The 22,015-nt window shown below is 49.8% G+C and carries 24 protein-coding genes; 22 read left to right on the plus strand and 2 right to left on the minus strand.

Annotated features, from left to right (window positions below; genetic code table 11):
• The first annotated feature begins 21 nt into the window (after positions 1-21).
• The 16 genes from Q9R25_RS00875 (at position 22) to mnhG (ending at position 13,740) form a co-directional block, all read left to right on the plus strand.
• Entirely contained in the window at positions 22-411 is a 390-nt protein-coding gene (locus Q9R25_RS00875; RefSeq protein WP_074037561.1) for a GntR family transcriptional regulator, read from the plus strand.
• Positions 398-1,279: an ABC transporter ATP-binding protein gene (locus Q9R25_RS00880; RefSeq protein ID WP_074037559.1), complete on the plus strand. Its 882-nt coding sequence runs from the start codon at positions 398-400 to the stop codon at positions 1,277-1,279. Before Q9R25_RS00875 ends, Q9R25_RS00880 begins: the two co-directional genes overlap by 14 nt.
• Positions 1,269-2,399, plus strand: a complete 1,131-nt coding sequence (locus Q9R25_RS00885) for an ABC transporter permease subunit (RefSeq protein WP_214691161.1) — start codon at positions 1,269-1,271, stop codon at positions 2,397-2,399. Before Q9R25_RS00880 ends, Q9R25_RS00885 begins: the two co-directional genes overlap by 11 nt.
• 12 nt (positions 2,400-2,411) lie before the next feature.
• Positions 2,412-2,876 carry a DUF4825 domain-containing protein gene (locus tag Q9R25_RS00890; RefSeq protein WP_015881085.1) on the plus strand — a complete coding sequence of 155 codons (465 nt, stop codon included), beginning with the start codon at positions 2,412-2,414 and terminating at the stop codon, positions 2,874-2,876.
• 136 nt (positions 2,877-3,012) lie between these two features.
• On the plus strand, positions 3,013-4,686 hold the full coding sequence (locus Q9R25_RS00895; RefSeq protein ID WP_311282701.1) for an AMP-binding protein: 1,674 nt from the start codon (positions 3,013-3,015) through the stop codon (positions 4,684-4,686).
• Between the two features lie 79 nt (positions 4,687-4,765).
• Entirely contained in the window at positions 4,766-5,344 is a 579-nt protein-coding gene (locus Q9R25_RS00900) for a fatty acid metabolism transcriptional regulator FadR (RefSeq protein WP_074037553.1), read from the plus strand.
• A gap of 79 nt (positions 5,345-5,423) precedes the next feature.
• A complete protein-coding gene (locus tag Q9R25_RS00905; protein ID WP_214691159.1) occupies positions 5,424-6,197 on the plus strand; it encodes an electron transfer flavoprotein subunit beta/FixA family protein in 774 nt (257 codons plus the stop codon).
• 14 nt (positions 6,198-6,211) lie between these two features.
• Positions 6,212-7,177, plus strand: coding sequence for an electron transfer flavoprotein subunit alpha/FixB family protein (locus tag Q9R25_RS00910; protein WP_015881089.1), 966 nt, complete (start codon positions 6,212-6,214; stop codon positions 7,175-7,177).
• Between the two features lie 107 nt (positions 7,178-7,284).
• Entirely contained in the window at positions 7,285-7,599 is a 315-nt protein-coding gene (gene trxA, locus Q9R25_RS00915; protein WP_015881090.1) for a thioredoxin, read from the plus strand.
• Between the two features lie 346 nt (positions 7,600-7,945).
• On the plus strand, positions 7,946-10,387 hold the full coding sequence (locus tag Q9R25_RS00920; protein WP_078146522.1) for a Na+/H+ antiporter subunit A: 2,442 nt from the start codon (positions 7,946-7,948) through the stop codon (positions 10,385-10,387).
• Positions 10,359-10,796 (plus strand): Na(+)/H(+) antiporter subunit B, encoded by a 438-nt coding sequence (locus Q9R25_RS00925; protein WP_015881092.1) that lies wholly within the window; start codon positions 10,359-10,361, stop codon positions 10,794-10,796. Before Q9R25_RS00920 ends, Q9R25_RS00925 begins: the two co-directional genes overlap by 29 nt.
• On the plus strand, positions 10,796-11,137 hold the full coding sequence (locus Q9R25_RS00930; protein ID WP_015881093.1) for a Na(+)/H(+) antiporter subunit C: 342 nt from the start codon (positions 10,796-10,798) through the stop codon (positions 11,135-11,137). The genes Q9R25_RS00925 and Q9R25_RS00930 overlap by 1 nt, the downstream gene beginning before the upstream one ends.
• The gene (locus Q9R25_RS00935; RefSeq protein ID WP_074037548.1) at positions 11,130-12,614 is read left to right on the plus strand and encodes a Na+/H+ antiporter subunit D; all 1,485 of its coding nucleotides are present in this window, start codon (positions 11,130-11,132) and stop codon (positions 12,612-12,614) included. The genes Q9R25_RS00930 and Q9R25_RS00935 overlap by 8 nt, the downstream gene beginning before the upstream one ends.
• A gap of 7 nt (positions 12,615-12,621) precedes the next feature.
• Positions 12,622-13,107 (plus strand): Na+/H+ antiporter subunit E, encoded by a 486-nt coding sequence (locus tag Q9R25_RS00940; RefSeq protein WP_078146523.1) that lies wholly within the window; start codon positions 12,622-12,624, stop codon positions 13,105-13,107.
• Positions 13,107-13,403, plus strand: a complete 297-nt coding sequence (locus tag Q9R25_RS00945; protein ID WP_026826530.1) for a Na(+)/H(+) antiporter subunit F1 — start codon at positions 13,107-13,109, stop codon at positions 13,401-13,403. The genes Q9R25_RS00940 and Q9R25_RS00945 overlap by 1 nt, the downstream gene beginning before the upstream one ends.
• Positions 13,381-13,740, plus strand: coding sequence for a monovalent cation/H(+) antiporter subunit G (gene mnhG, locus Q9R25_RS00950; protein ID WP_015881097.1), 360 nt, complete (start codon positions 13,381-13,383; stop codon positions 13,738-13,740). The genes Q9R25_RS00945 and mnhG overlap by 23 nt, the downstream gene beginning before the upstream one ends.
• Positions 13,741-13,782: 42 nt before the next feature.
• On the opposite strand, the gene Q9R25_RS00955 is transcribed toward mnhG, so the two are convergent.
• Complete coding sequence (locus tag Q9R25_RS00955) at positions 13,783-15,096, minus strand: dihydrolipoyl dehydrogenase family protein (protein WP_311282702.1); 1,314 nt, start codon at positions 15,094-15,096, stop codon at positions 13,783-13,785.
• A gap of 70 nt (positions 15,097-15,166) precedes the next feature.
• Here Q9R25_RS00955 and uvrC point away from each other — a divergent pair, with 70 nt between their 5' ends.
• Both uvrC and Q9R25_RS00965 read left to right on the plus strand, forming a co-directional pair.
• Positions 15,167-16,957, plus strand: coding sequence for an excinuclease ABC subunit UvrC (gene uvrC / locus Q9R25_RS00960; RefSeq protein ID WP_214691157.1), 1,791 nt, complete (start codon positions 15,167-15,169; stop codon positions 16,955-16,957).
• Positions 16,954-17,730: an aminoglycoside adenylyltransferase domain-containing protein gene (locus tag Q9R25_RS00965; RefSeq protein ID WP_214691156.1), complete on the plus strand. Its 777-nt coding sequence runs from the start codon at positions 16,954-16,956 to the stop codon at positions 17,728-17,730. The genes uvrC and Q9R25_RS00965 overlap by 4 nt, the downstream gene beginning before the upstream one ends.
• Positions 17,731-17,754: 24 nt before the next feature.
• On the opposite strand, the gene Q9R25_RS00970 is transcribed toward Q9R25_RS00965, so the two are convergent.
• Positions 17,755-18,147, minus strand: a complete 393-nt coding sequence (locus tag Q9R25_RS00970; RefSeq protein WP_251125226.1) for a YslB family protein — start codon at positions 18,145-18,147, stop codon at positions 17,755-17,757.
• 222 nt (positions 18,148-18,369) lie between these two features.
• Between Q9R25_RS00970 and Q9R25_RS00975 the strand changes: the two genes are divergently transcribed.
• Genes Q9R25_RS00975 through Q9R25_RS00990 form a run of 4 tightly spaced genes read left to right on the plus strand, consistent with a single transcriptional unit; the run spans position 18,370 to position 22,007 of the window.
• Entirely contained in the window at positions 18,370-18,987 is a 618-nt protein-coding gene (locus tag Q9R25_RS00975; RefSeq protein WP_015881102.1) for a succinate dehydrogenase cytochrome b558 subunit, read from the plus strand.
• Positions 18,988-19,003: 16 nt separating this feature from the next.
• The gene (gene sdhA / locus Q9R25_RS00980; RefSeq protein WP_214691154.1) at positions 19,004-20,761 is read left to right on the plus strand and encodes a succinate dehydrogenase flavoprotein subunit; all 1,758 of its coding nucleotides are present in this window, start codon (positions 19,004-19,006) and stop codon (positions 20,759-20,761) included.
• A gap of 8 nt (positions 20,762-20,769) precedes the next feature.
• Positions 20,770-21,558 carry a succinate dehydrogenase iron-sulfur subunit gene (sdhB, locus tag Q9R25_RS00985; protein ID WP_193343274.1) on the plus strand — a complete coding sequence of 263 codons (789 nt, stop codon included), beginning with the start codon at positions 20,770-20,772 and terminating at the stop codon, positions 21,556-21,558.
• An 8-nt stretch (positions 21,559-21,566) separates the two neighbouring features.
• Positions 21,567-22,007, plus strand: a complete 441-nt coding sequence (locus Q9R25_RS00990; protein WP_015881105.1) for an acyl-CoA thioesterase — start codon at positions 21,567-21,569, stop codon at positions 22,005-22,007.
• Positions 22,008-22,015: the final 8 nt, after the last annotated feature.

Genomic DNA, 22,015 nt, shown 5'->3' on the forward strand with positions numbered 1-22,015 from the left:
GATTATGAGAGGGTGTGACCCATGTTATACAAAATCGATATGAAAAGTTCAGAACCGCTATACGAGCAAATCGTCAATCAAACGAAAGAACTTGTTATCCGTGGAATTTTACGACCAGGAGATAAGGTGATGTCCGTGCGTGAACTCGCCACCGATCTCGTCATCAATCCGAATACGGTCAGTAAGGCGTATCAGGAGTTGGAACGGCTCGGGCTGCTCGAGATGCGACGTGGACGTGGGACGTTCGTCTCCGAGGACTGGGTGGACGATGATGCGGCACGTGAGCCGGTCATCGCCTCGATCAAAAAGATTGCGATCGATTGCCACTATGCGAACGTGCCGTTAGACGAAGCCATTGACGTATTGCGAACGGAATATGAGAAAGTAGGGAAATCCAATGCTGAAAGTTGAACAGTTAAGTAAAAAAATTGACCGTCAAACGATACTCGATGGCATCGACTTTACGGTCGAATCTGGAGAAATCATTGCGCTCGTCGGACGTAACGGTGCCGGTAAGACAACGCTTCTCCGCACGATGGTCGGCATCATTCGCCCAGATATGGGCGACGTGCTCTATGGTTCGAAAAGTATCTTTAAAGATGCGGGATTGAAGCGTGACGTCATCTTCGTACCGGATTCAGCCGATGCGCTCAAAAATTATACGGTGAACGAGGCGACGGACCTGTATGAATCGATCTATCCATCCTTCAACCGTACCGTCTTCCGTGAGACATTGACACGATACAACATCGACAACAAAAAGATCCGCCAGCTTTCTAAAGGACAAAAGGCACTCGTGACGTTATCACTCGCCTTCGCCGTCCAAGCGAAGTACTACCTGCTCGACGAACCGACGGACGGACTTGATGTCGTCGCCAAATCCGATGTGTTAAAACTGATGATTGCCCAAGTCGAGAATCGGAACTGCTCGATCATCGTCTCAAGTCACCAACTCCATGAACTCGAACGCATCGCTGACCGCATCATCATGATTGAGAATGGACGTGTCAAAGCGATCTTGTCACTCGAAGAGGCACGTGCCCTCAGCATCAAGTGGCAAGTCGTCTTCAACGACCATGTCCCGGTCGAACTGCTCGAACGAAAAGATATCGAAATCATCAGCGTGACGGGACGTGTCGTGCTATTCATGGCGAAAGAACGGACGGAAGAGCTCGAGACGTTCATCGATTCATATAATCCGATGCTCATCGAAGAGATTCCGATGTCTCTTGAAGACGTCTTCCGTGTCCAGTTAGGAGGAGAAGCCCATGTTGTCTAAAGTATTGTTAAAGAAAGATTGGAAACAAGTGTCGTTGCTTTGGATGCTGCTCGTCTTCTTAGGCGTCGTCGCCTTCACTGTGCCGGCTTGGACACAATTCGAACAGTTTGATGAGCAGATTAAAGATGCACGAGCGAATTCTGTAGATTACGGGATCCCGTTTGAAGAACGAGATCGCCTGACGGTTGAGTCCTTCTTCGACCCTGATTCGAGTTTAGCTTTCTATCTTGGTGACATAGGTGATGTCATTCCGGTAGGACCAGTTGTATTCTTATTCGTCGTGTTTAGTGCGCTCATGGCCACGTCGCTCATTGGTGCCGAACGAAACAGTCAAATGTCGGACTTTTCGATGTCGCTCCCCTTCACCCGCACCCAGCTGTACATATCAAAATGGGTGTTGGGGGCAAGTGGGATTATCATGTCCACGCTGTTAGGAAGTATCGCGATGTTTGCATTGGTCGCCACTTCCCGTTATTCCTTCTTATTAGAAGGGACCGTATTTAAATCGATCGTGATCGTCCTGTATATCGCCTTGATTGGGATCTCGTTATTCTCGTTGGCTTTATGGATGGGATCGTTCGGTGGGGAATCGATTTCTCAATCAGTGTGGTCGTTTGTCGCCTTGATTTTCCCGTTAGGAATTCTCGCATTGATTCAAGGATCAGCTTACTCGCTGACTGGTCGAGGTGATGCGTTGAGTTGGTTAATCGATTCAGCTTATGAAAGTGTATTTATTCAAGCCATCTCACCACTCGGTAACTTGATGAATTTATCTTTATATGAATACATTCGATCCGATCAGTATTGGCAAGAGTTCGTCACGATTAGCATTCCATCGTCTATCGTCTTTATCGTCTTGTCATTATGGTTAGGAGCTTGGATGTACAATCGTGCACCGCAAGAAAACAACGGTCGTTTCTTCATGTTCAACAACTGGTTATGGCTCGTCCACATTATCATCGTTGGATGTATCGCGATGTTCACAGGAATTGTGTTCACGACATTCACGTATCAAGCGAACAGTATGTTGTACATCGTAGGCTTTGTGATCGGAGCGTTCTTAGCACACTTACTCGCTAAGCGTTTGCTTTACCGCTTCAACTTGAGACTCAAATCGTAAGGAGGGACACCTATGAAACGCTTCTGTCTGTTGCTCGTACTCGTCATCTCACTGGCAGGGTGTATGAACCCCGAACCGGACGCCTTTGAATACAAAGGGGCGAAAGTCGGGGACAATGCGGCCGTCGTCGGCATTGCCGGAAGTTTGCCGCTACATGAATGCTATCGATCGGTCGAACTGCAGACGAAGAAGCGTCCTTATGGGTTGACCGTCCGTTACGAAGACCCGGGTATGGAACGAGCGGAACAAGAACATCTGGCGATTAGGAATGCGGCTGCCTATTTCACTCTCATCCCGAACGCCGAAATCGTCCGTTTTGCTTTCCCGAACCGGACCTATGCCTTCTCTCGACCTGAAATGGAGGCATGGTTCGGGACTGACTTCTCAAATATTCGTCATGAAAAAGAATTGCAACAACTCATGAATCAGAAGCTTGAAAAACTGGATTCGAAAGATTCCTATTTTAGGCGGGTATGACAGCGATTGGATGACAAATCCAATCGCTTTTTTTGATATTTTCTGAAAATTATCGGGTAAAGGGTAGATGAAAGCGTTTTCTTAGCATTATAATAGGGTTAACTGAATGAGTATTCATTTCCAAGGAGGAACAGCGATGAACAAACCGTGGTTACAAGATTATCCAGAAGGAATGCCCCAGTCAATCGATTATGAGGTAAAGCCGCTCTATGAGGCGTTGTCTCGCGCAGCAAAGGATTATCCAAATCGTACGGCCGTCTCCTTTATCGGAAAGGAGTGGACATTCGCGGAAATCGATGATGCCGCACGTCGACTCGGAACGATGCTTCAAGCGAAAGGGCTTGAAAAAGGCGACCGCGTCAGCCTCATGCTTCCAAACTGTCCTCAATACGTCATCTCGTTCTATGCCGTACTCTATGCAGGAGGGACGGTCGTCCAGACGAACCCACTCTATACGGAACGTGAGCTAGAAAACCTCGTCACGGACGCAGGTGTCAAAATCGTCATCACCCTCGATCTGTTATATCCGAAAACGCTTCGCGTCAGTGAGAAGACGGAGATTCAAACCGTGATCACGACGAGTATCGCTGATTACTTACCATTCCCGAAAAACAAACTGTATCCAATCAAAGTGAAACGTGAGAACAATATCGTCATCGATACGACCGGATCGACGCTGTTCAAAGATTATAAAGACTTTAACCCTATCACGCCACTCGACATCGAACCGAAAGAAGATGTCGCCGTTCTTCAATATACAGGGGGGACAACGGGACTTCCGAAAGGCGTCATGTTGACCCATTTCAACTTGACCGCGAACGCCGATCAAATCACGAAATTATTCTATAAGTACAATCGCGGGGACGAGAAACGCGTATTGTGTGTCGTGCCGTTCTTCCACGTCTATGGGATGTCTTGCTGTCTGAACTTTGGGGTCACGAACGGCTATGAGCTTGTCCTCGTGCCACGTTTCGAAGTGACGGATGTCTTAAAGACGATTCAGAAGAAAAAGCCACACTTCTTCCCGGGCGCACCAACGATGTATGTCGGAATCTTGAACGACCCGAAACTGAAGAAGTACGATTTGTCTTCGATCGAGGCATGTATCTCGGGTTCGGCTCCGCTTCCAATCGAGGTGCAAGAGGAATTTGAGAAGATCACGGGTGGTCGCATTGTCGAAGGGTACGGTTTGTCTGAGACGTCGCCGGTCACGCATGCGAACTTCTTGTGGGATAAACGGATTGTTGGCTCAATCGGTGCCCCGTTATCGGATACTTCTGCTAAAATAGTAAAAGCAGACGGAGAAACAGAGGCGGACATCGGTGAAATCGGGGAGATCATGCTGAGCGGTCCACAAGTCATGAAAGGCTACTGGCAGAAACCGGAGGAAACGGCAGCCGTCTTGAAAGATGGGTGGCTCGCAACCGGTGACCTCGGCTACATGGGCGAGGACGGGTTCTTCTATATTGTCGACCGGAAGAAGGACATGATCATCGCAGGTGGCTTTAATGTCTATCCGCGTGAAATCGAAGAAGTCCTCTACGAACATCCGGCCGTGAAGGAAGCGGTCTGTATCGGTGTCCCAGATCCATATCGGGGTGAGACGGTCAAAGCGTTCATCGTCCTTCGCGATGGCTCGAGTGTGAAGGAAGAAGAACTCGACAAACATTGTCGTGAGAAGCTTGCGGCCTATAAAGTGCCGAAGTTGTATGAGTTCCGCGACGAGTTGCCGAAGACGTTCGTCGGTAAGATTTTACGTCGTGTCCTCGTCGACGAAGAGAAGGCCAAACAAGTGAAACAAAGCAGTTGACACCAAGCGTACGCATGATAGAATAATAAATGAATGAACCATCATTCATTTTTCTGCAACGGTAAGGAGCTTGGGGTTAATGACAAATCATATTTCGAAAAGTGACCGAATCATTGATGCGGCGGTCAAAGTAATTGCCAATCATGGCTATCACGGTGCAAAGGTGACAGCCATCGCCAAAGAGGCGGGTGTCGCGGACGGCACGATCTATTTGTACTTCAAAAACAAGGAGCATCTCTTAATCGAATTGTTCCAAGCGAAGATGGGGCTGTTCATCGACTACTCGAAACAACAAATCGAGAGCGAGACGTCAGCTGGGAGTAAGTTGTATCAGTTGATTGAATCACATTTAAAGCAACTGTCGGCAGATTACGACCTCGCCGTCGTGACACAAATCGAACTGCGGCAGTCGAACTTGGTACTTCGCCAAAAAATCGGAGAAGTGCTCAAACCGTATTTGAACTTAATCGATTCTGTCGTCAAACATGGAATCGAGACAGGAGAGTTTGACAAGGATTTAGACTATCGACTCGCCCGTCAAATGATTTTCGGCACAATCGATGAGGTTGTGACGAGTTGGATGGCGAGCGGCTTCAAGTATGATCTGTTGTCGACGCTTCCAAATGTGCACCATATGTTGAAAAAAGGGCTTACGTAACAGTGAGCCCTATCACTAGCTCAAAAAATGAATGCTGATTCATGAATGATGGAAAGAATTGACTAAAGGGGGATCAACCATGAATATTTTTGTTTTGCTGAAACGTACGTTTGATACTGAGGAAGCGATTCAGCTCGAGAATGGGGAAATTCAAGAAGACGGCGCTGAGTTCATCATCAACCCGTATGACGAATATGCGGTCGAAGAAGCGATTCAAAAACGTGACGCACTCGGGGGAGAGGTCACGGTCGTCACGGTAGGACCAGAAGATGCGGATAAAGAATTACGTACAGCGCTCGCAATGGGTGCGGACAAAGCCGTTCGCATCTCAATCGAGGACGATGTCGAGGATGCGGACCATGTCACGATTTCAAAAGTGCTCGCCACATACTTGAAAGAACAGGACGCAGACCTCATCTTCGCAGGAAACGTGGCAATCGATGGCGGTAGCGGACAAGTCGCACCACGTGTCGCAGAACTTCTCGACATGAACTACGTGACGACGATCACGGGTCTTGAAATCGATGGTACAACGGCTACGGTCACACGTGACGTCGAAGGGGATACGGAAGTGATCGAAGTCGCACTCCCACTTCTCGTGACGGCACAACAAGGGTTGAACGAGCCACGTTACCCGAGCTTGCCAGGAATCATGAAGGCGAAGAAGAAACCGCTCGAAGAACTCGAACTCATGGACATCGATCTCGATGAAGATAAAATCGAAGCGAAAATCGAGACGATTGAACGATTCTTGCCAGAAGAGAAGAAAGCGGGCCGTATCCTTGAAGGCGACATGTCGACACAAGTGAGCGAACTCGTACAACTTCTTCGCACGGAAGCGAAAGTCATTTAAGGGGGAGATCATAGATGAAAGCTTTAGTACTCGCAGAAGCGCGTGAAGGCGCGTTACGTAACGTATCATTCGAAGCCATCGCTGCGGCGAAGCAATTGACAGACGATGTGACGGCAGTCGTGATTGGGGATCACGTGCAATCACTCGCACAAGAACTCGGGGAGTATGGTGCAAGCCGCGTCCTCGTCGTCGAAGATGATCGCCTCAAGCATTATACGCCTGACGGCTACGGTCAAGTGCTCCGCCAGTTGATCGAGCAAGAAAATCCGGAAATGATTGTCCTCGGACACACGGCTCTCGGGAAAGATATCGCACCGAAACTTGCAGCACGTCTTGATGCCGGACTCATCAGTGACGTTGTCTCTATCGAAGGAACAGGACGCGACGCAGAGTTCGTTCGCCCAATCTACTCAGGGAAGGCGTTCGAGAAAGTGAAGTTCAAAGATTCCGTCATGTTCTTCACAATCCGTCCAAACAACATCGACGCACTTGCACGTCAAGCGGGCGCGAGCGTCTCTGTTGAAACGCCGGCGGTCGAATTGAAAGACCTCGCGATGATCGTCAAAGAAGTCGTGCGTAAGGCGACTGGGAAAGTGGATTTGGCGGAAGCGAAAGTCATCGTCGCAGGTGGACGTGGCGTGAAGAGCGAAGATGGATTCAAACCGCTTGAAGAGTTGGCTGAGCTTCTCGGAGGAGCAGTCGGTGCTTCACGTGGAGCATGTGACGCTGACTACTGCGATTACGCCCTTCAAATCGGGCAGACGGGTAAAGTCGTCACACCAGACCTCTACATCGCATGTGGAATCTCAGGAGCGATTCAGCACTTGGCTGGAATGAGTAACGCGAAAGTCATCGTCGCCATCAACAAGGACCCAGAAGCAAACATCTTCAGCGTGGCAGACTATGGCATCGTCGGCGACTTGTTCGATGTCGTCCCGATGTTGACAGAAGAGTTCCGTAAGCACCTCGTCAATAGCTAATAAGCAAAACGTTTTGGGGTTGTTACCCTCCGTGGTATACTCTGAACATGAATTGCATGAGAGTTCTCTATCAGGACTCTCTCATCTTATTGGGGAGGTTTTTACAAATGGCTATTAAACATGCAACGACTCAATCGTTTGAACAAGATGTAAAAGAGGGCGTTGTCCTCGTAGATTTCTGGGCAACTTGGTGTGGACCATGTCGCATGATCGCGCCAGTTCTTGAAGAACTCGATCAAGAAATGGGTGACCAAGTCCAAATCGTGAAACTCGATGTCGACGAAAACCCTGAAGTCGCAGGTGCTTTCCAAATCCAAAGTATCCCGACACTCATGATGTTCAAGGATGGCGAGCCTGTTTCGAAAACAATGGGCTTCCAACCAAAAGAAGCATTGAAAGAGTTTATCGCGACAGCACAATAATTGCGTAGCAGCCGATTGAGATCGGCTGCTTTTTTGTTTTACTGAGTAGAAAAGAAGGAAAAGGACAGGCAAGTAGGGAATAGGATGAGTTATTCCACGCACCCTCAATCCGGTCATATTCCGATACATAACGTCTGATTTCAAATTTTTTTTGAAGAAATTCCGTCGGCTTCCTTCATATTTAACAGATTCGAAATTTTGACGGGGGAGCGCTTGAACTGGAAGCTTTTATCATGGAAACAGACTGAAAATTTACGCTATACTCATGAGGAAGACATGATGGAGTCAAGTGACCTTACTTTACGGCTCAATCTATTGTACGACTCTGTTCGAAGGAGGAATTTTCTTGTCGCTGTTACATTTAGCTATTTTGTTGCCGCTTCTTGCGGCACCATTCATCCCACTTTTGTTCCGGGGGATGAAACAAATTCATACAGGCTGGTTCGTCTTGATCGTTCCGGTCGTGCTCGTCACCTACTTCGCCGGATTCATTCCGATCACGAGTGCAGGGGACGTCGTGACAGAGACGATTGCGTGGATGCCATCCCTCGGGATTAACTTCACGGCATACGTCGATGGACTCAGTCTCTTGTTCGCCCTTCTCATCACGGGAATCGGCGCACTGGTCGTCCTTTATTCGATTTACTATTTGAATAAGGACAAAGAGTCGCTCGGGCATTTTTACGTGTATCTCTTGATGTTCATGAGTGCGATGCTCGGGGTCGTTCTCTCGGATAACATGATTGTTATGTATATGTTCTGGGAGCTCACATCGATTTCATCATTCCTGTTGATTGGATATTGGTATGAGAAAGAACGTTCCCGCTATGGGGCGCAGAAGTCGATGCTTCTCACCGTGTTCGGCGGATTGTCGATGCTCGGAGGGATCGTCTTACTCGAATCGATGGTCGGCTCGTACAGCATTCGCGATATGGTCGCGAACTCGGGCGTCATCGCCGAGAGTCCGTTCTTCCTCGTCGCGATGATTCTCATCTTGCTCGGGGCGTTCACGAAGTCAGCGCAGTTCCCGTTCCACATCTGGTTGCCTGACGCGATGGAAGCACCGACTCCGGTCAGTGCGTACCTCCACTCAGCAACGATGGTCAAGGCGGGTCTCTACCTTGTGGCCCGCATGAGCCCGGTGTTCCAAGAATCATCCGTCTGGCTATGGACGATTGCCGGAGTCGGGATGTTCACGATGTTCTGGGGTTCATTCAATGCCGTGAAGCAGACCGACCTGAAGGGAATCCTAGCGTTCTCGACCGTCAGTCAGCTCGGGTTGATCATGTCACTCCTTGGACTCGGAGCGGCGGCGCTCCACTATGACGGCATGGATGACAACATCTTTATGGTCGCGACGATTGCGGCGATCTTCCATTTGATCAACCACGCGACGTTCAAAGGCTCGCTCTTCATGATGGTCGGGATTGTCGACCATGAGACGGGCACACGTGACATTCGTAAACTCGGTGGTCTGATGACCGTCATGCCGATTTCATTCACGGTCGCCGTCATCGGTTCGTTATCGATGGCTGGTCTTCCGCCATTTAACGGATTCTTGAGTAAAGAGATGTTCTTGAAGGCGACGACGAAAGTCTTCTCGGCAGACTTCTTCGCGCTCGATACGATTGGGATTCTACTCCCGATCATCGCCTTCGTCGGAAGTGTGTTCACGTTCATCTACAGCATCATGCTGTTCACGCGGACGTTCATGGGCAAGGCGAAGTTCGATCAATTGCCGAAACAACCGCATGAGGCACCGATCGGCATGTTAATTTCGCCGGTCATCCTCGCGATTCTCGTTGTCGGTCTCGGGTTCTTCCCGAACGTGTTGTCGAACTCGCTCATCAAGCCAGCCGTCGAGTCGATCTATCCGACACTCGTCGCGCAAGGGCAAGATGTTAAAGTAGATATTTACTTCTGGCACGGTTTGACGCCTGAACTATATATGACAATCGGGGTGATCCTTCTCGGTTCATTGCTGTTCTGGCAAATGGGTAAATGGATGGGCATCTACAACCGCATCCCACATCGTTTGACGCTCAACGGGATGTACGATGGTACGCTCGTATGGTCGAACAAGGCGGCATATCGCTTTAAAGACAACTACATGACTGGTTTCATCCGGTCGTACTTGATCTATATTTTCGTCTTCCTTTCAGGTATGATGCTCTTCAGCATTTGGTGGTTCGACATGTACCGCTTCTCGTTTGAGAACCTGGCTGAGATTGCACCTTATGAATATGTGCTCGGAGCTGTCGTCATGCTAGCGGCGCTCGCGATTCTCTTCATGAAGTCGCGTCTCCCGTCTATTATCCTACTTGGGGTCGTTGGATACGGCGTGGCACTGTTCTTCGTCTTCTTCGGTGCACCGGACTTGGCGCTCACGCAGCTCGTCATCGAGACGGTCTCGGTCGCATTGTTCTTGCTCGTCTTCTATCACATGCCGGACATCAGCAAGAAGGAAGTACGGATGCGTTTCAAAGTCGGGAATGCCATCGTGGCTGTTCTCGTCGGGACGACCGTGACGCTTCTCAGCTTCATGGCGCTCACAAACAAATCGCTCACTTCGATCTCAGAGTATTACAAAGAGAACGTGTATGAGCTTGCAGCAGGTAAAAACATGGTTAACGTCGTTCTCGTCGACTTCCGTGGATTTGATACCTTGTTTGAAATCGTGGTTCTCGGGATTGCGGCTTTCGGGATTTACACGATGATTAAATTTAGAACAACACGACGTACGAAAGGAGAAGGTGAACATGAAGCAAAACAGCAGACGCGTCAATGACGTCATTTTGCAGACGGCCGCGATTATCATTTTCTTCATCATTGTCATCTTCTCCATCGACTTGTTCTTTGCCGGTCACTATTCACCAGGTGGAGGATTCATCGGTGGATTGATGACATCCGCGGCACTCGTCTTACTGTTGCTCGCATTTGATTCGAAAACGCTCGCGAACGTGCTCCCTATTGACTACCGTCTCATGACGGCGACCGGATTACTGATTGCCCTTGCGACAGGTCTTCACTCGGTTTTCTTGGGTCGTCCGTTCTTGACGCACGCATACGGGAAGTTTGACTTACCACTTCTCGGTGAACAGACCCTTCACACGGCGATTGCGTTCGACTTAGGGGTTTACCTTGTAGTCATCGGAATCACGTTGACGATTATACAAACGATTGGAGAGAGTGAATAATGGAAATCTTCGTTAGCATCATCATCGGTGTCCTGACGATGTGTGCCGTCTATCTTGTTCTCTCAAGAAGTTTGTTACGCATCATCATCGGCACTGCCTTGTTCAGTCACGCGGCACACCTTCTCGTCTTGACGACGGCAGGTTTGAAGACAGGGGCTGCCCCTGTTCTCGTCGACGGTGTGACGGAATTCACAGACCCGTTACCGCAAGCGCTCGTCTTGACGGCAATCGTCATCAGTTTCGGGGTGACGGCGTTCTTCCTCGTACTTGCCTACCGCACGTATCAGGAGCTCAGCACGGACAATATGGAAGAAATGAAAGGAACAGAATCGTATGATTAACTTACCGGTCTTTCCAATCGTCATTCCTGCGCTTGCGGCCATCCTTATGATGTTTATGCCAAAACGGGTCCAGCTGCAGCGCGCAATGGCTCTTGGAGCTTTAGTTATTACGGCGATCGTGTCACTCTTTCTCGTGCATACGGTCTCCACGGAGGGAATTCAAACCCTCAACCTCGGGAACTGGCAAGCACCGTTCGGCATCACGCTCGTATCGGATATGTTGTCAGCCCTACTCGTGACGACGTCGACTCTCCTCACGCTCTTCATCGTGTGGTTCGCCGTCCATTATTTCTCTGACTCATATGAAGGAAACTACTTGTACATCTCGATGCTCTTCTTGCTCGTCGGGGTGAACGGTGCCTTCACGACAGGTGATATCTTCAACTTGTTCGTCTTCTTTGAGGTCTTCTTGATGTCCTCATACGTATTGATTGTACTCGGTGGACGTGGCGTCCAGTTACGTGAGTCAATCAAATACTTGCTCGTGAACATCATTGCCTCGGCGCTCTTCGTCATGTCGGTCGCCTTGCTTTACGGTGTCACAGGTACACTCAACATAGCGGACTTGGCGATGAAGATCCCGCTTGTCGATAACCCGGACGTCATCACCGTCATCGGTGTGCTATTCGTCATCGTCTTCGGGATGAAAGGGGCACTCGTCCCACTTCACTACTGGCTCCCTGGAGCGTACGTGGTCGCACCGACCCCGATTCTCGCCATGTTCGGGGCTCTCTTGACGAAAGTCGGGGTGTACTCGATCTTGCGGACGTACACGCTACTCTTTGATGGGAACGGTGAGTTTTTACAGACGTTCCTCATGGTGCTCGCTGTCCTCACCATCTTCATCGGGATGACAGGGGCCATCGCCTATAACGACGTGAAGTTGATCATCATCTACAACATCATGATCGCAGTCGGGGTCATCTTATACGGGATTTCGGTCAACACGCAGACGTCCCTTGAAGGGTCACTCTACTACTTGATTCACGATATGATCATCAAGGCCGTTCTCTTCATGCTCGTCGGGATGATGATCGGAATCACCAAATCCGGTCAACTCCGTGATATGGGTGGACTCATCACTCGCTTCCCGTTGTTCGGATGGACGTTCTTCGTCGCAGCGCTCTCGCTCGCTGGGATTCCACCACTCAGTGGATTCTTCGGGAAATTGTTGATCGTCTCAGGTGGGATGGACGAAGGCGAGCTGTTCGGACCACTTCTCGTCCTCTTGTCGAGTCTCTTCGTCCTCTATTCGGTCATGAAGATTTTCTTGAACGGGTTCTGGGGCGAGGCGAAGCGCGAGTATGATGGACCGCTCGTACCGTATACGAAGCGTTTGATTGTACCGGTCTTCTTGTTGCTCATCATCGCGGTCGCATACGGATTTGGGGCAGAAGCCATCCATCCGTATATCACGCAAGCGATTGAGCCGCTCGTCAATCCAGAAATCTATATCGATGCCGTGATAAAGGAGTGAATGACAGATGGCTTATCAACTATTGATTAACTTTTTCTTGGCGTTCATCTGGATGTTCCTCACGGGATCGTTCACAACGAGCGGATTCTTCGTCGGGTATCTACTTGGCTTACTCATCTTGTTCATGATGCGCCGATTCTTTAAATCTAGTGGGGGCGGCTTTTACTTCACACGCGTCTGGCGTCTGTTTAAACTGCTTCTCATCTTCATCCGTGAATTGTTCCTCGCGAACTTTGAGGTACTGCGTCTCGTCCTTAGTCCGAAGTTGAAAATCCAACCAGGGATTTTCCGCTATGAGACGTCGCTCGACAAAGGATGGAAAGTCAGCTTGCTCTCGATGCTGATCACGCTCACACCAGGGACGCTCGTCGTTCAGGTGTCAAAAGACAATTCCGTGCTCTATATCCACGCACTCCACATGCCGGATAAAGAAGCGCTACAAAAAGACATTTATGATAACTTTGAATCAAGCATTAAGGAGGCGACAGAGTGATGGATTTACTAGACATTCTCATCTACATCTCGCTCGCCATTCTCTTGCTTGCGATGTTGATGATGTTGTATCGTGTCGTCAAAGGACCGACGACGGCAGACCGAGTCATCGCGCTCGACTCCATCGGGATCGCGCTTATCTCGGTCGTTGCGTTACTATCGATTCTGCTCGATACGACTTTGTATTTTGAAGTCATCTTGCTACTCAGTATTTTGGCCTTCATCGGAACGGTGGCGTTCTCGAAATTCTTAGAGAGGGGAGAGATTATCCAACATGACCGCGACAATGATCTTTGATCTCATTACCGGCATCTTCACGATCATCGGCGTCTTCTTCACGGTCGTCGCCGCGATCGGTCTCATCCGTCTCCCAGATATTTATTCGAGAACACACGCTGCCTCAAAGAGTGCGACACTCGGTGTCATGTTCGTCCTCTTTGCAGCCGTCCTTCACGTATATGTCGATGAACGGGTGTTTGATGCAAGACTCTTGCTCGGTCTCTTCTTCGTCCTCTTGACAGCTCCTGTTGGGGGTCACCTTATCTCGCGTGCGGCGCACGCGAAAGGTGTTCCACTTTGGGAGAAGTCGTTACAAGACGCGCTGAAAGAAGACAAGGACAAAGGAATCGAATAAGAAAAAGACGGGATTTGCCAAGAGGCAAGTCCCGTCTTTTGTTTAAATGAGATAGCTCAAGTCGGAGGCGGCGGTCGGATAGGCGACTTCTAAGTGCTTCACGTGTTGATGCGACAGTTTGTTCTGTATAATGAAAGAGAACAGATTGATGAGTTCAGGGGCGTGGTGACCAATCAAATGAGCCCCGATGACGTGCCCTTCTGCACTCAGTAACACTTTTGAATAGGCGGTTGCGTCGTTGATTCGTGAATAGGTGAGGAAGTGCGACATGTCCGTTTCTTTCACGTCGAAGTCAATGCCCTCAGCTTCCGCTTCCTCGACCGTAAGACCGACTTTGGCAATCGGTGGTGTCGCATAGACGATGGTCGGGGCCGGACGTTCAGGGAGTGACCTTGTATTCCCGTGAAGCATATTGAGTGCGGCGAGGCGCCCTTCCTGACCGGCGAATGGAGTGAGTGCAGGATTGGGACTTTTGGCGACGTCGCCCGCGGCGTATATATTCGGGTTACTTGTTTGCAGATGCTCGTTCACATGTACACCGTGATGATCAGCTGTGACACCTGCCGCTTCAAGCCGAAGTCGCTCGATGCTTGGAATTCGTCCTGTAGCGTTAAGGACAACTCCTTCTAGGGTAGAGTCATCTGATAACGTTAAGACGTTGCCATCGATTTGTATTGGCTCGACGTCATGTCGGACGGTGATGCCGATTCGCTTCGATTCTTCGATGAGCCGGTGGACGACGTTCGGGTCGAATGCCTTCAACGCATGTGAACGAATGAGGAGTGTCACGTCGCTTCCGAATCGTCGGAAGATATGGGCGAATTCAAAGGCGATATAGCCTCCCCCCACGATATGAATCGATTCAGGCAACGCGTCGAGGTCGAACACATCATCGCTAGTGAACGCCAGTTCGCCACCTGGGATATCGAGAGGGCGGGGCGTTTGACCCGTAGCGATTAAAAATTGATTGGCAGAGAGCTCGTGACCATCGATGACGATTGAATCCTCATCGATAAAGTGAGGCTCTCCCTGATATAAGTCTATGTTCATCTCATCCCAATGCTGTTTTTTGGATGTTGGGATAGAGAGGCGGTACTCATCAATCCGCTTTTTAAAGGACGACCAATCCAGTGACAGGCTTCCTTCGACGCCAAGCTCACGCATACGTTCCGTTCGGGCAAGGAGTTCTGCTCCTTCGGCAAGCATCTTCTTCGGGTCACATCCGCGTTGAGGACATGTTCCCCCGAACGTCCAATTCTCAATGATGGCGATCTCTTTACCGGCTTCGCGTAAAATGGAAGCGGCTTGACCCGCTGCGGAGCCGCTACCGACAATGATGACGTCGTATCGTTTCATAATATAAAATCCTCCTCTGACGAGATATCACACTCTTTTTCCCGTCCAGGAGGAAGCTAAACTGAGGTGAATGGAATTGAGTCATACCGACCACATTAAACATAAATTAGCGCTGCTCCCGGATGAGCCGGGTTGTTATCTGCATAAAAACGAATATGGTGAGGTCATCTATGTAGGGAAGGCAAAAAACCTCAAGAATCGGGTCCGTTCTTACTTCACGGGCGCACACGACATCAAGACGATGCGCCTCGTCGCAGAGATTCGTGACTTCGAGTACATCGTGACGGCGAGCGAACTCGAGGCGTTATTACTTGAAATGACGCTCATTAAAAAGCACGACCCGAAGTACAATATTCGCCTCAAAGACGACAAAACATATCCGTACATCAAAATTACGAACGAACCGTATCCGCGTCTATTGACGACACGGAAATTGAAAAAAGACGGCGGACATTACTTTGGACCGTATCCGAACGCCTATGCGGCGAACGAGACGAAACGTCTGCTTGATAAACTCTACCCGCTCCGTAAATGTCAGCCGATGCCGAAAAAGCTCTGTTTGTATTATCACATTGGGCAATGTCTGGGACCTTGTGAGCTCGCAGTCGATACGGATTCGCAAAAAGAGATTGTCAACGAGATTCGCCGCTTCTTGAATGGTGAGACGAGTGAGACGCTCGCGAAGCTGAATGTCGAGATGGGACGTGCCGCTGAGGACATGCAGTTCGAGCGAGCGGCTGAACTGCGCGACCAGATTCGAGCGGTCGAATCGATCATGAATAAACAGAATATGATTACGGCCGACCCGACGGCACGAGACGTCTTCGGTTATACGCTTGACCGTGGCTGGATGTGTGTCCAAGTGTTCTACATGCGAGGCGGCAAGATGATCGAGCGAGATGTCTCTCTCTTCCCGATGCACGGAGAGCCTTCGGAAGAACTCGAAAGTTTCATCGTTCAGTTCTATGAACAAAACGTCGTGCCGAAAGAGATTCTCGTACCCGAGACGGTCCGGCTCGATTTACTGAATGACGCCATCGGAACGAAAGTGATGCAGCCGAAACGAGGGGCGAAGAAACAGCTGCTTGATTTGGCGACGAAGAATGCGACAATCGCCTTGAACGAGAAGTTCGAGTTGCTCGCCCGAGATGAAGAACGGACATTGCTTGCGATGCGTGAACTTGGTGAAGCGATCGGGATTCCCAACTTGTCACGTGTCGACATCATCGACAACGCCAACATTCAGGGCGCGGACGCCGTGTCGGCACTCGTCGTCTTTGAAGACGGGAAGCCGCTCAAGAAAGAATATCGGAAATATAAGATTCGTACCGTCCAAGGACCGGACGATTACGAGACGATGCGTGAAGTCGTCCGTCGACGATTCCGCCGTCTCTTGACGGAAGACAAACGATTACCCGATCTCCTACTGATTGATGGGGGGATTGGGCAATTGAATGCGGCGCTCGACGTCATTCAAAATGAGTTCGGGCTCGACTTGCCGGTCGGCTCGCTCAAAAAAGATGACCGACATCGGACGAGCCAACTGTTGTTCGGAGAAGGTGGGGGCGTTGTCGAGCTCCATCCACGATCGAGCGCCTTTTATCTGTTGCAGCGGATGCAAGATGAGGTCCACCGTTTCGCCATCACGTTCCACCGCAGCCTACGGACGAAGAAGATGACGAAGTCGATACTCGATGAGATTCCGGGTGTCGGTCCGAAGCGTCGTCAACAGCTCATCCGCCATTTCGGGTCGATGAAACAGATTCGTCTGGCATCACTCGAACAATTGAAGGAAGCGGGGTTGCCGGAAAAATTAGCGGAGACCGTGCTTCAATACGTGCATGAGGAGACGGATGAATGAGACAGATTACGACAGACGTGGAGAATACAATCGCTTCATTCGTGAGAGCGATTGATGAATTTCTACCAACCGTTCAGCATATATATATTCATGGATCATTAGCGATGGGTGGTTTTCATCCGAAACGAAGTGATGTAGATTTGTTGCTCGTCGTATCAAACGCATTGACTCGGGAGGAACGACAAAAACTCATCGACTGCTGTCTCTCGTACTCCAACGAACCATATCCGCTCGAACTGAGCATCATGACGATGGCGCAGCTAAAAGATTGGTATCATCCAAGTCCTTTTGAGTTTCACTATAGTGAAGGGTGGCGTTCACGTTTTGAAGAAGCTAGTAGGGAAGAAAGAACCGAATTGCAACAAGGATTCACCGATCCTGATTTGGCGGCTCACGTCCAAGTGATTTTAGAGCGTGGTATCACATGGCGAGGGCAACCACTTCATAAACTCCTTTCTGGATTCGATTCAGCTCATTTTTCTGATGCGATTCGAGCGGATGCGCTCGATTCTCTTGACTCGATTGAAGAACAGACGGTGTATAGCGTATTGAACTTGATACGTGGCCTGGCCTATGAACAAGAACGTGTTCTGCTCTCAAAACAAGAAGCACTCCATTGGTTAGTGAATAACGGACATTTTCCAGGAAATATTGTCGAAGTTGTTCGTAAGGCGACTCGGAGCTATGAAGGGGGAAGTGTGACGTTTCATCGACAAGAACTCAATGAATTCCGTCGCTACATGTGTCAACAACTTCAGCGGAAACAAAAATAAGAGTCGATGCGTTGGCATCGACTCTTATTTGTAGTCGTCTTTTCGGTCTAGTTGGACGGTGATTTGGACAGCTTTTCGGGTTGGATCGGCGTAACCTTCCGCGACGCACTGGAAACGACCAGCAATCTGTTCGGCTAAAAATCCAGCTTCAAGCTGATAATAACCTGTCGCTTTGGTCTGAGTCGCAGGTGGTGGGATCAATTCATAAGTAAACTTGCTCCCACGTTCCTTCTTGATTGTCAACTCTCCCCAACCTGCCTCTGCGAAGAAAGCAGTCAGTTCATCGTCGGACATCGTCGGGAACTTACGGGCGACCCGTTTTCCTGACCAATAGATGACTTGGGCGTAATCTTCGCCAAGCAAATCCGTCAACACATAGTCGCGAAGCAGTTCAATCGCGAAAGTTGGTTGGCTCATCGTTTCCATTCTATCCCATCACTCCAATCTCTCTATATCATTATAACGACCAATTGGAATTTGGTCATCCTGTAATTTTGAAAAGAATGTGGCACAAATCGGCTAGGTTGTCTTGTCATACAATTTTCACAAGAGTAGAATAGGAGACAGAAAGCTATATCTGCATTTGAAAACGCTTTTATTGACAATACGAGCCAATGCTCGTGAAAAGGGGGAACTAGAATGGCAGCGCATCGTGACTATTTCAGTCGTAAAGTCCATTCGCTACTTGGGGTCATTCCAATCGGTTTGTTTTTGATCGTCCATTTATCGGTCAACTACTACATCGTCGATGGGGTGGAGTCATTCAACAAAGCAGCAAAATTCATGGAGAACTTACCGTATTTGTACTTCCTTGAAGTGACAATTATCGCATTGCCGATGATTTTCCACGGGGTGTACGGCGTGTACTACGCGTTTCTCGGGTCAATCAACTCGAACCGCTATTCATACGCGCGCAACTGGTTGTATCTCTTCCAACGCTTCACAGGAGTTTTCCTCGTGATCTTCATCGCTTGGCACGTTTGGGAAACGCGTCTTGCGAAATTGCGCGGGGTAGAAGTCAATGCGGAGATGATGCAAAACATCGTCGACAACCCGCTCATGTTGATCTTCTACATAGTCGGAATCCTTTCGGCTACGTTCCACTTCGCGAACGGTCTTTGGTCGTTCTCGATCACGTGGGGTATCACACAGTCACCTCGTTCGCAACGTCTCATGAGCTACGTATCAGGTGTCGTGTTCTTGGCACTATCTTTTGTCGGCATCCGTTCGATTTTGACGTTTGCAGGCATCTTGTAATTAGGGGGAATTTTACATGGCAAATCAAAGTTTGATCGTCATCGGTGGCGGTCTAGCTGGACTCATGGCGACAATCAAGTCGGCAGAGATGGGTGTTCCGGTAAAACTATTCTCGCTTGTACCGGTCAAGCGTTCACATTCAGTTTGTGCCCAAGGTGGGATTAACGGGGCCGTCAACACGAAAGGGGAAGGTGACTCTCCTTGGCAACACTTTGACGACACGGTCTACGGAGGCGACTTCCTCGCCAACCAACCGCCTGTCCAAAAGATGGCGGAGAATGCTCCGAAAATCATTCACATGTTCGACCGGATGGGCGTTATGTTCAACCGTACGCCAGAAGGTCTCTTAGACTTCCGTCGTTTCGGTGGAACGCTTCACCACCGTACGGCATACGCCGGAGCGACGACAGGACAGCAACTTCTTTATGCACTCGATGAGCAGGTTCGTCGTTACGAAGCGCAAGGTCTCGTCGAGAAGTATGAGGGCTGGGAGTTCCTTCGTGCGGTCATCGACGAAGAAGGCATCTGCCGCGGTGCGGTATGTCAAGATTTGCGCTCGATGGAAATTAAAGCGTTCCCATCGGACGCGGTCATCTTGGCGACAGGTGGCCCAGGGGTCATCTTCGGTAAGTCGACAAACTCGGTCATCAACACAGGACAAGCAGCGGCAGCGGTTTATCGCCAAGGCGCGGTTTACGCGAACGGGGAGTTCATCCAGATTCACCCGACGGCGATTCCAGGGGATGACAAACTTCGTCTCATGAGTGAATCGGCTCGTGGGGAAGGTGGACGTGTCTGGACATACAAAGACGGGAAGCCGTGGTACTTCCTCGAAGAGAAGTATCCAGCATACGGAAACCTCGTACCGCGTGACATCGCGACACGTGAGATCTTCGATGTATGTGTCAACCAAAAACTCGGCGTCAACGGCGAGAACATGGTCTACCTCGACTTGTCTCACAAAGACTCGAAAGAACTTGACATCAAACTTGGTGGAATCCTTGAAATCTACGAGAAATTCGTAGGCGACGACCCGCGTAAAGTACCGATGAAAATCTTCCCGGCAGTCCACTATTCGATGGGCGGACTATGGGTCGACTACGATCAGATGACGAACATTCCAGGACTCTTCGCAGCCGGTGAATGTGACTACTCGATGCACGGTGCGAACCGTCTAGGTGCGAACTCTCTTCTTTCAGCCGTTCATGGCGGAATGGAAGCAGGGCCTGCGGCAGTCAACTACATGCGTGGTCTCGATCAAGCGACAGAAAGTGTTTCAGAAGCGCTCTTCAACTTCAATGAACGTGAAGAAATCGAGCGATTCAACAACATCCTTGCGATGGATGGAACAGAGAATGCTTATCAAATCCACCGTGAACTCGGTGAACTCATGACGGACAACGTCACAGTTGTTCGCTACAATGACAAACTTGAAGCGACCGACAAGAAAATCCAAGAATTGCGTGAACGTTTCCATAAGATCTCAGCTACGGATACGGCACGTTGGAGCAACCAAGGGGCATCGTTCATTCGACAACTCGACCACATGCTCGACCTCGCACGCGTCATCACACTTGGCGCACTCATGCGAGACGAGAGCCGTGGGGCCCATTACAAACCGGAGTTCCCGGAACGTAATGATGAGCAGTTCATGAAGACGACGATGGCACGTTACAAAGATGGGGAAGTCGATATCTCGTATGAAGACATCGATGTTTCGTTAATCCCGCCACGTAAACGGGATTACTCGAAGAAAGGGGCGAAGACGAAATGACGACGCCAATGCAATCTGAACAAAAAGACATCCGCTTCATTATCGAACGCCAAGATGGACCGGATCAAGCGACGTATACGGAAGAATTCACGGTACCATACCGTCCAAACATGAACGTCATCTCGGCATTGATGGAAATCCGCCGTAACCCGGTCAATGCGAACGGGGACAAGACGACACCGATCAACTGGGACATGAACTGTCTTGAAGAAGTATGTGGTGCCTGTTCGATGATTATCAACGGGAAGCCGCGCCAGTCGTGTACGGCACTCGTCGATAAACTCGAGCAACCGATTCGTCTTGCACCGATGAAGACGTTCCCGGTCATCCGTGACCTTCAAGTCGACCGTCAACGCATGTTCGACGCGTTGAAAAAAGTGAAGGCATGGGTCCCAATCGACGGCACATACGACCTCGGTCCAGGACCGCGTATGCCGGAGAACAAACGTCAATGGGCGTACGAACTATCGAAATGTATGACGTGTGGTGTTTGTCTTGAAGCGTGTCCGAACGTAAACGACAAATCGGACTTCATCGGTCCAGCGGCGATTTCGCAAGTCCGACTCTTCAACTCACATCCAACAGGTGCCTTCCATGCGGAAGACCGCCTCGAGGCACTCATGGAAGACGGCGGCATCATGCAGTGCGGAAACGCACAAAACTGTGTCGAAGTTTGTCCGAAGGGCATCCCGCTCACGACGTCGATCGCTTCGATGAACCGTCAAACGACGCTTCACTCGTTCAAACAGTTCTTCGGTAGTGACAAAGGTCGCACCGGTTCTGCGGTCGAGGCGTAAGCGAGCCGATGACCAAGTACTTTCGAGAGCCAGGTTGGGAAACACGTGTCAAAAGAGGGATCGCGCTCGATGTGAAAGTCCGCTTTTCGGAGTGCGACCCGTATGGTCACATGAACAACACAATTCCGTTCATCTATTTCGAAGATGCCCGGATCGAGTTGTTAGAGGCGACAGGATTCTCCTTGAAGGACGGATTCGTCGTCGTCGCCGATGCGCAATGTGACTATGTTCGACAAGTCATGCCACGTCAACAGCTGACTGTGCATGCCAATATCTTGACGGTCGGAAACACTTCATGTGATATTCATTACGGGGCATATGACGGAGAGCAACTCCTCTTCGCCGGACGGACAAGCCTCGTTCATTTAACGAAGGAAGGCCGTCCTACGGAATGGACTCCGGAATATAAAAACCGCTTGCAGAATTTTTGCGAATCCGCTATCATTTGATAATGAGT

This window comes from Exiguobacterium sp. BG5(2022) (genome assembly GCF_031844365.1).
GTDB classification, from domain to species: Bacteria; Bacillota; Bacilli; order Exiguobacteriales; family Exiguobacteriaceae; genus Exiguobacterium; species Exiguobacterium profundum.

Coding starts and splice junctions, on each gene's coding strand:
- Q9R25_RS00875 (WP_074037561.1), top strand. CDS start 22: ATGTTATACAAAATCGATATGAAAAGTTCAGAACCGCTATACGAGCAA.
- Q9R25_RS00880 (WP_074037559.1), top strand. CDS start 398: ATGCTGAAAGTTGAACAGTTAAGTAAAAAAATTGACCGTCAAACGATA.
- Q9R25_RS00885 (WP_214691161.1), top strand. CDS start 1,269: ATGTTGTCTAAAGTATTGTTAAAGAAAGATTGGAAACAAGTGTCGTTG.
- Q9R25_RS00890 (WP_015881085.1), top strand. CDS start 2,412: ATGAAACGCTTCTGTCTGTTGCTCGTACTCGTCATCTCACTGGCAGGG.
- Q9R25_RS00895 (WP_311282701.1), top strand. CDS start 3,013: ATGAACAAACCGTGGTTACAAGATTATCCAGAAGGAATGCCCCAGTCA.
- Q9R25_RS00900 (WP_074037553.1), top strand. CDS start 4,766: ATGACAAATCATATTTCGAAAAGTGACCGAATCATTGATGCGGCGGTC.
- Q9R25_RS00905 (WP_214691159.1), top strand. CDS start 5,424: ATGAATATTTTTGTTTTGCTGAAACGTACGTTTGATACTGAGGAAGCG.
- Q9R25_RS00910 (WP_015881089.1), top strand. CDS start 6,212: ATGAAAGCTTTAGTACTCGCAGAAGCGCGTGAAGGCGCGTTACGTAAC.
- trxA (WP_015881090.1), top strand. CDS start 7,285: ATGGCTATTAAACATGCAACGACTCAATCGTTTGAACAAGATGTAAAA.
- Q9R25_RS00925 (WP_015881092.1), top strand. CDS start 10,359: ATGAAGCAAAACAGCAGACGCGTCAATGACGTCATTTTGCAGACGGCC.
- Q9R25_RS00930 (WP_015881093.1), top strand. CDS start 10,796: ATGGAAATCTTCGTTAGCATCATCATCGGTGTCCTGACGATGTGTGCC.
- Q9R25_RS00935 (WP_074037548.1), top strand. CDS start 11,130: ATGATTAACTTACCGGTCTTTCCAATCGTCATTCCTGCGCTTGCGGCC.
- Q9R25_RS00940 (WP_078146523.1), top strand. CDS start 12,622: ATGGCTTATCAACTATTGATTAACTTTTTCTTGGCGTTCATCTGGATG.
- Q9R25_RS00945 (WP_026826530.1), top strand. CDS start 13,107: ATGGATTTACTAGACATTCTCATCTACATCTCGCTCGCCATTCTCTTG.
- mnhG (WP_015881097.1), top strand. CDS start 13,381: ATGACCGCGACAATGATCTTTGATCTCATTACCGGCATCTTCACGATC.
- Q9R25_RS00955 (WP_311282702.1), bottom strand. CDS start 15,096: ATGAAACGATACGACGTCATCATTGTCGGTAGCGGCTCCGCAGCGGGT.
- uvrC (WP_214691157.1), top strand. CDS start 15,167: ATGGAATTGAGTCATACCGACCACATTAAACATAAATTAGCGCTGCTC.
- Q9R25_RS00965 (WP_214691156.1), top strand. CDS start 16,954: ATGAGACAGATTACGACAGACGTGGAGAATACAATCGCTTCATTCGTG.
- Q9R25_RS00970 (WP_251125226.1), bottom strand. CDS start 18,147: ATGAGCCAACCAACTTTCGCGATTGAACTGCTTCGCGACTATGTGTTG.
- Q9R25_RS00975 (WP_015881102.1), top strand. CDS start 18,370: ATGGCAGCGCATCGTGACTATTTCAGTCGTAAAGTCCATTCGCTACTT.
- sdhA (WP_214691154.1), top strand. CDS start 19,004: ATGGCAAATCAAAGTTTGATCGTCATCGGTGGCGGTCTAGCTGGACTC.
- sdhB (WP_193343274.1), top strand. CDS start 20,770: ATGCAATCTGAACAAAAAGACATCCGCTTCATTATCGAACGCCAAGAT.
- Q9R25_RS00990 (WP_015881105.1), top strand. CDS start 21,567: ATGACCAAGTACTTTCGAGAGCCAGGTTGGGAAACACGTGTCAAAAGA.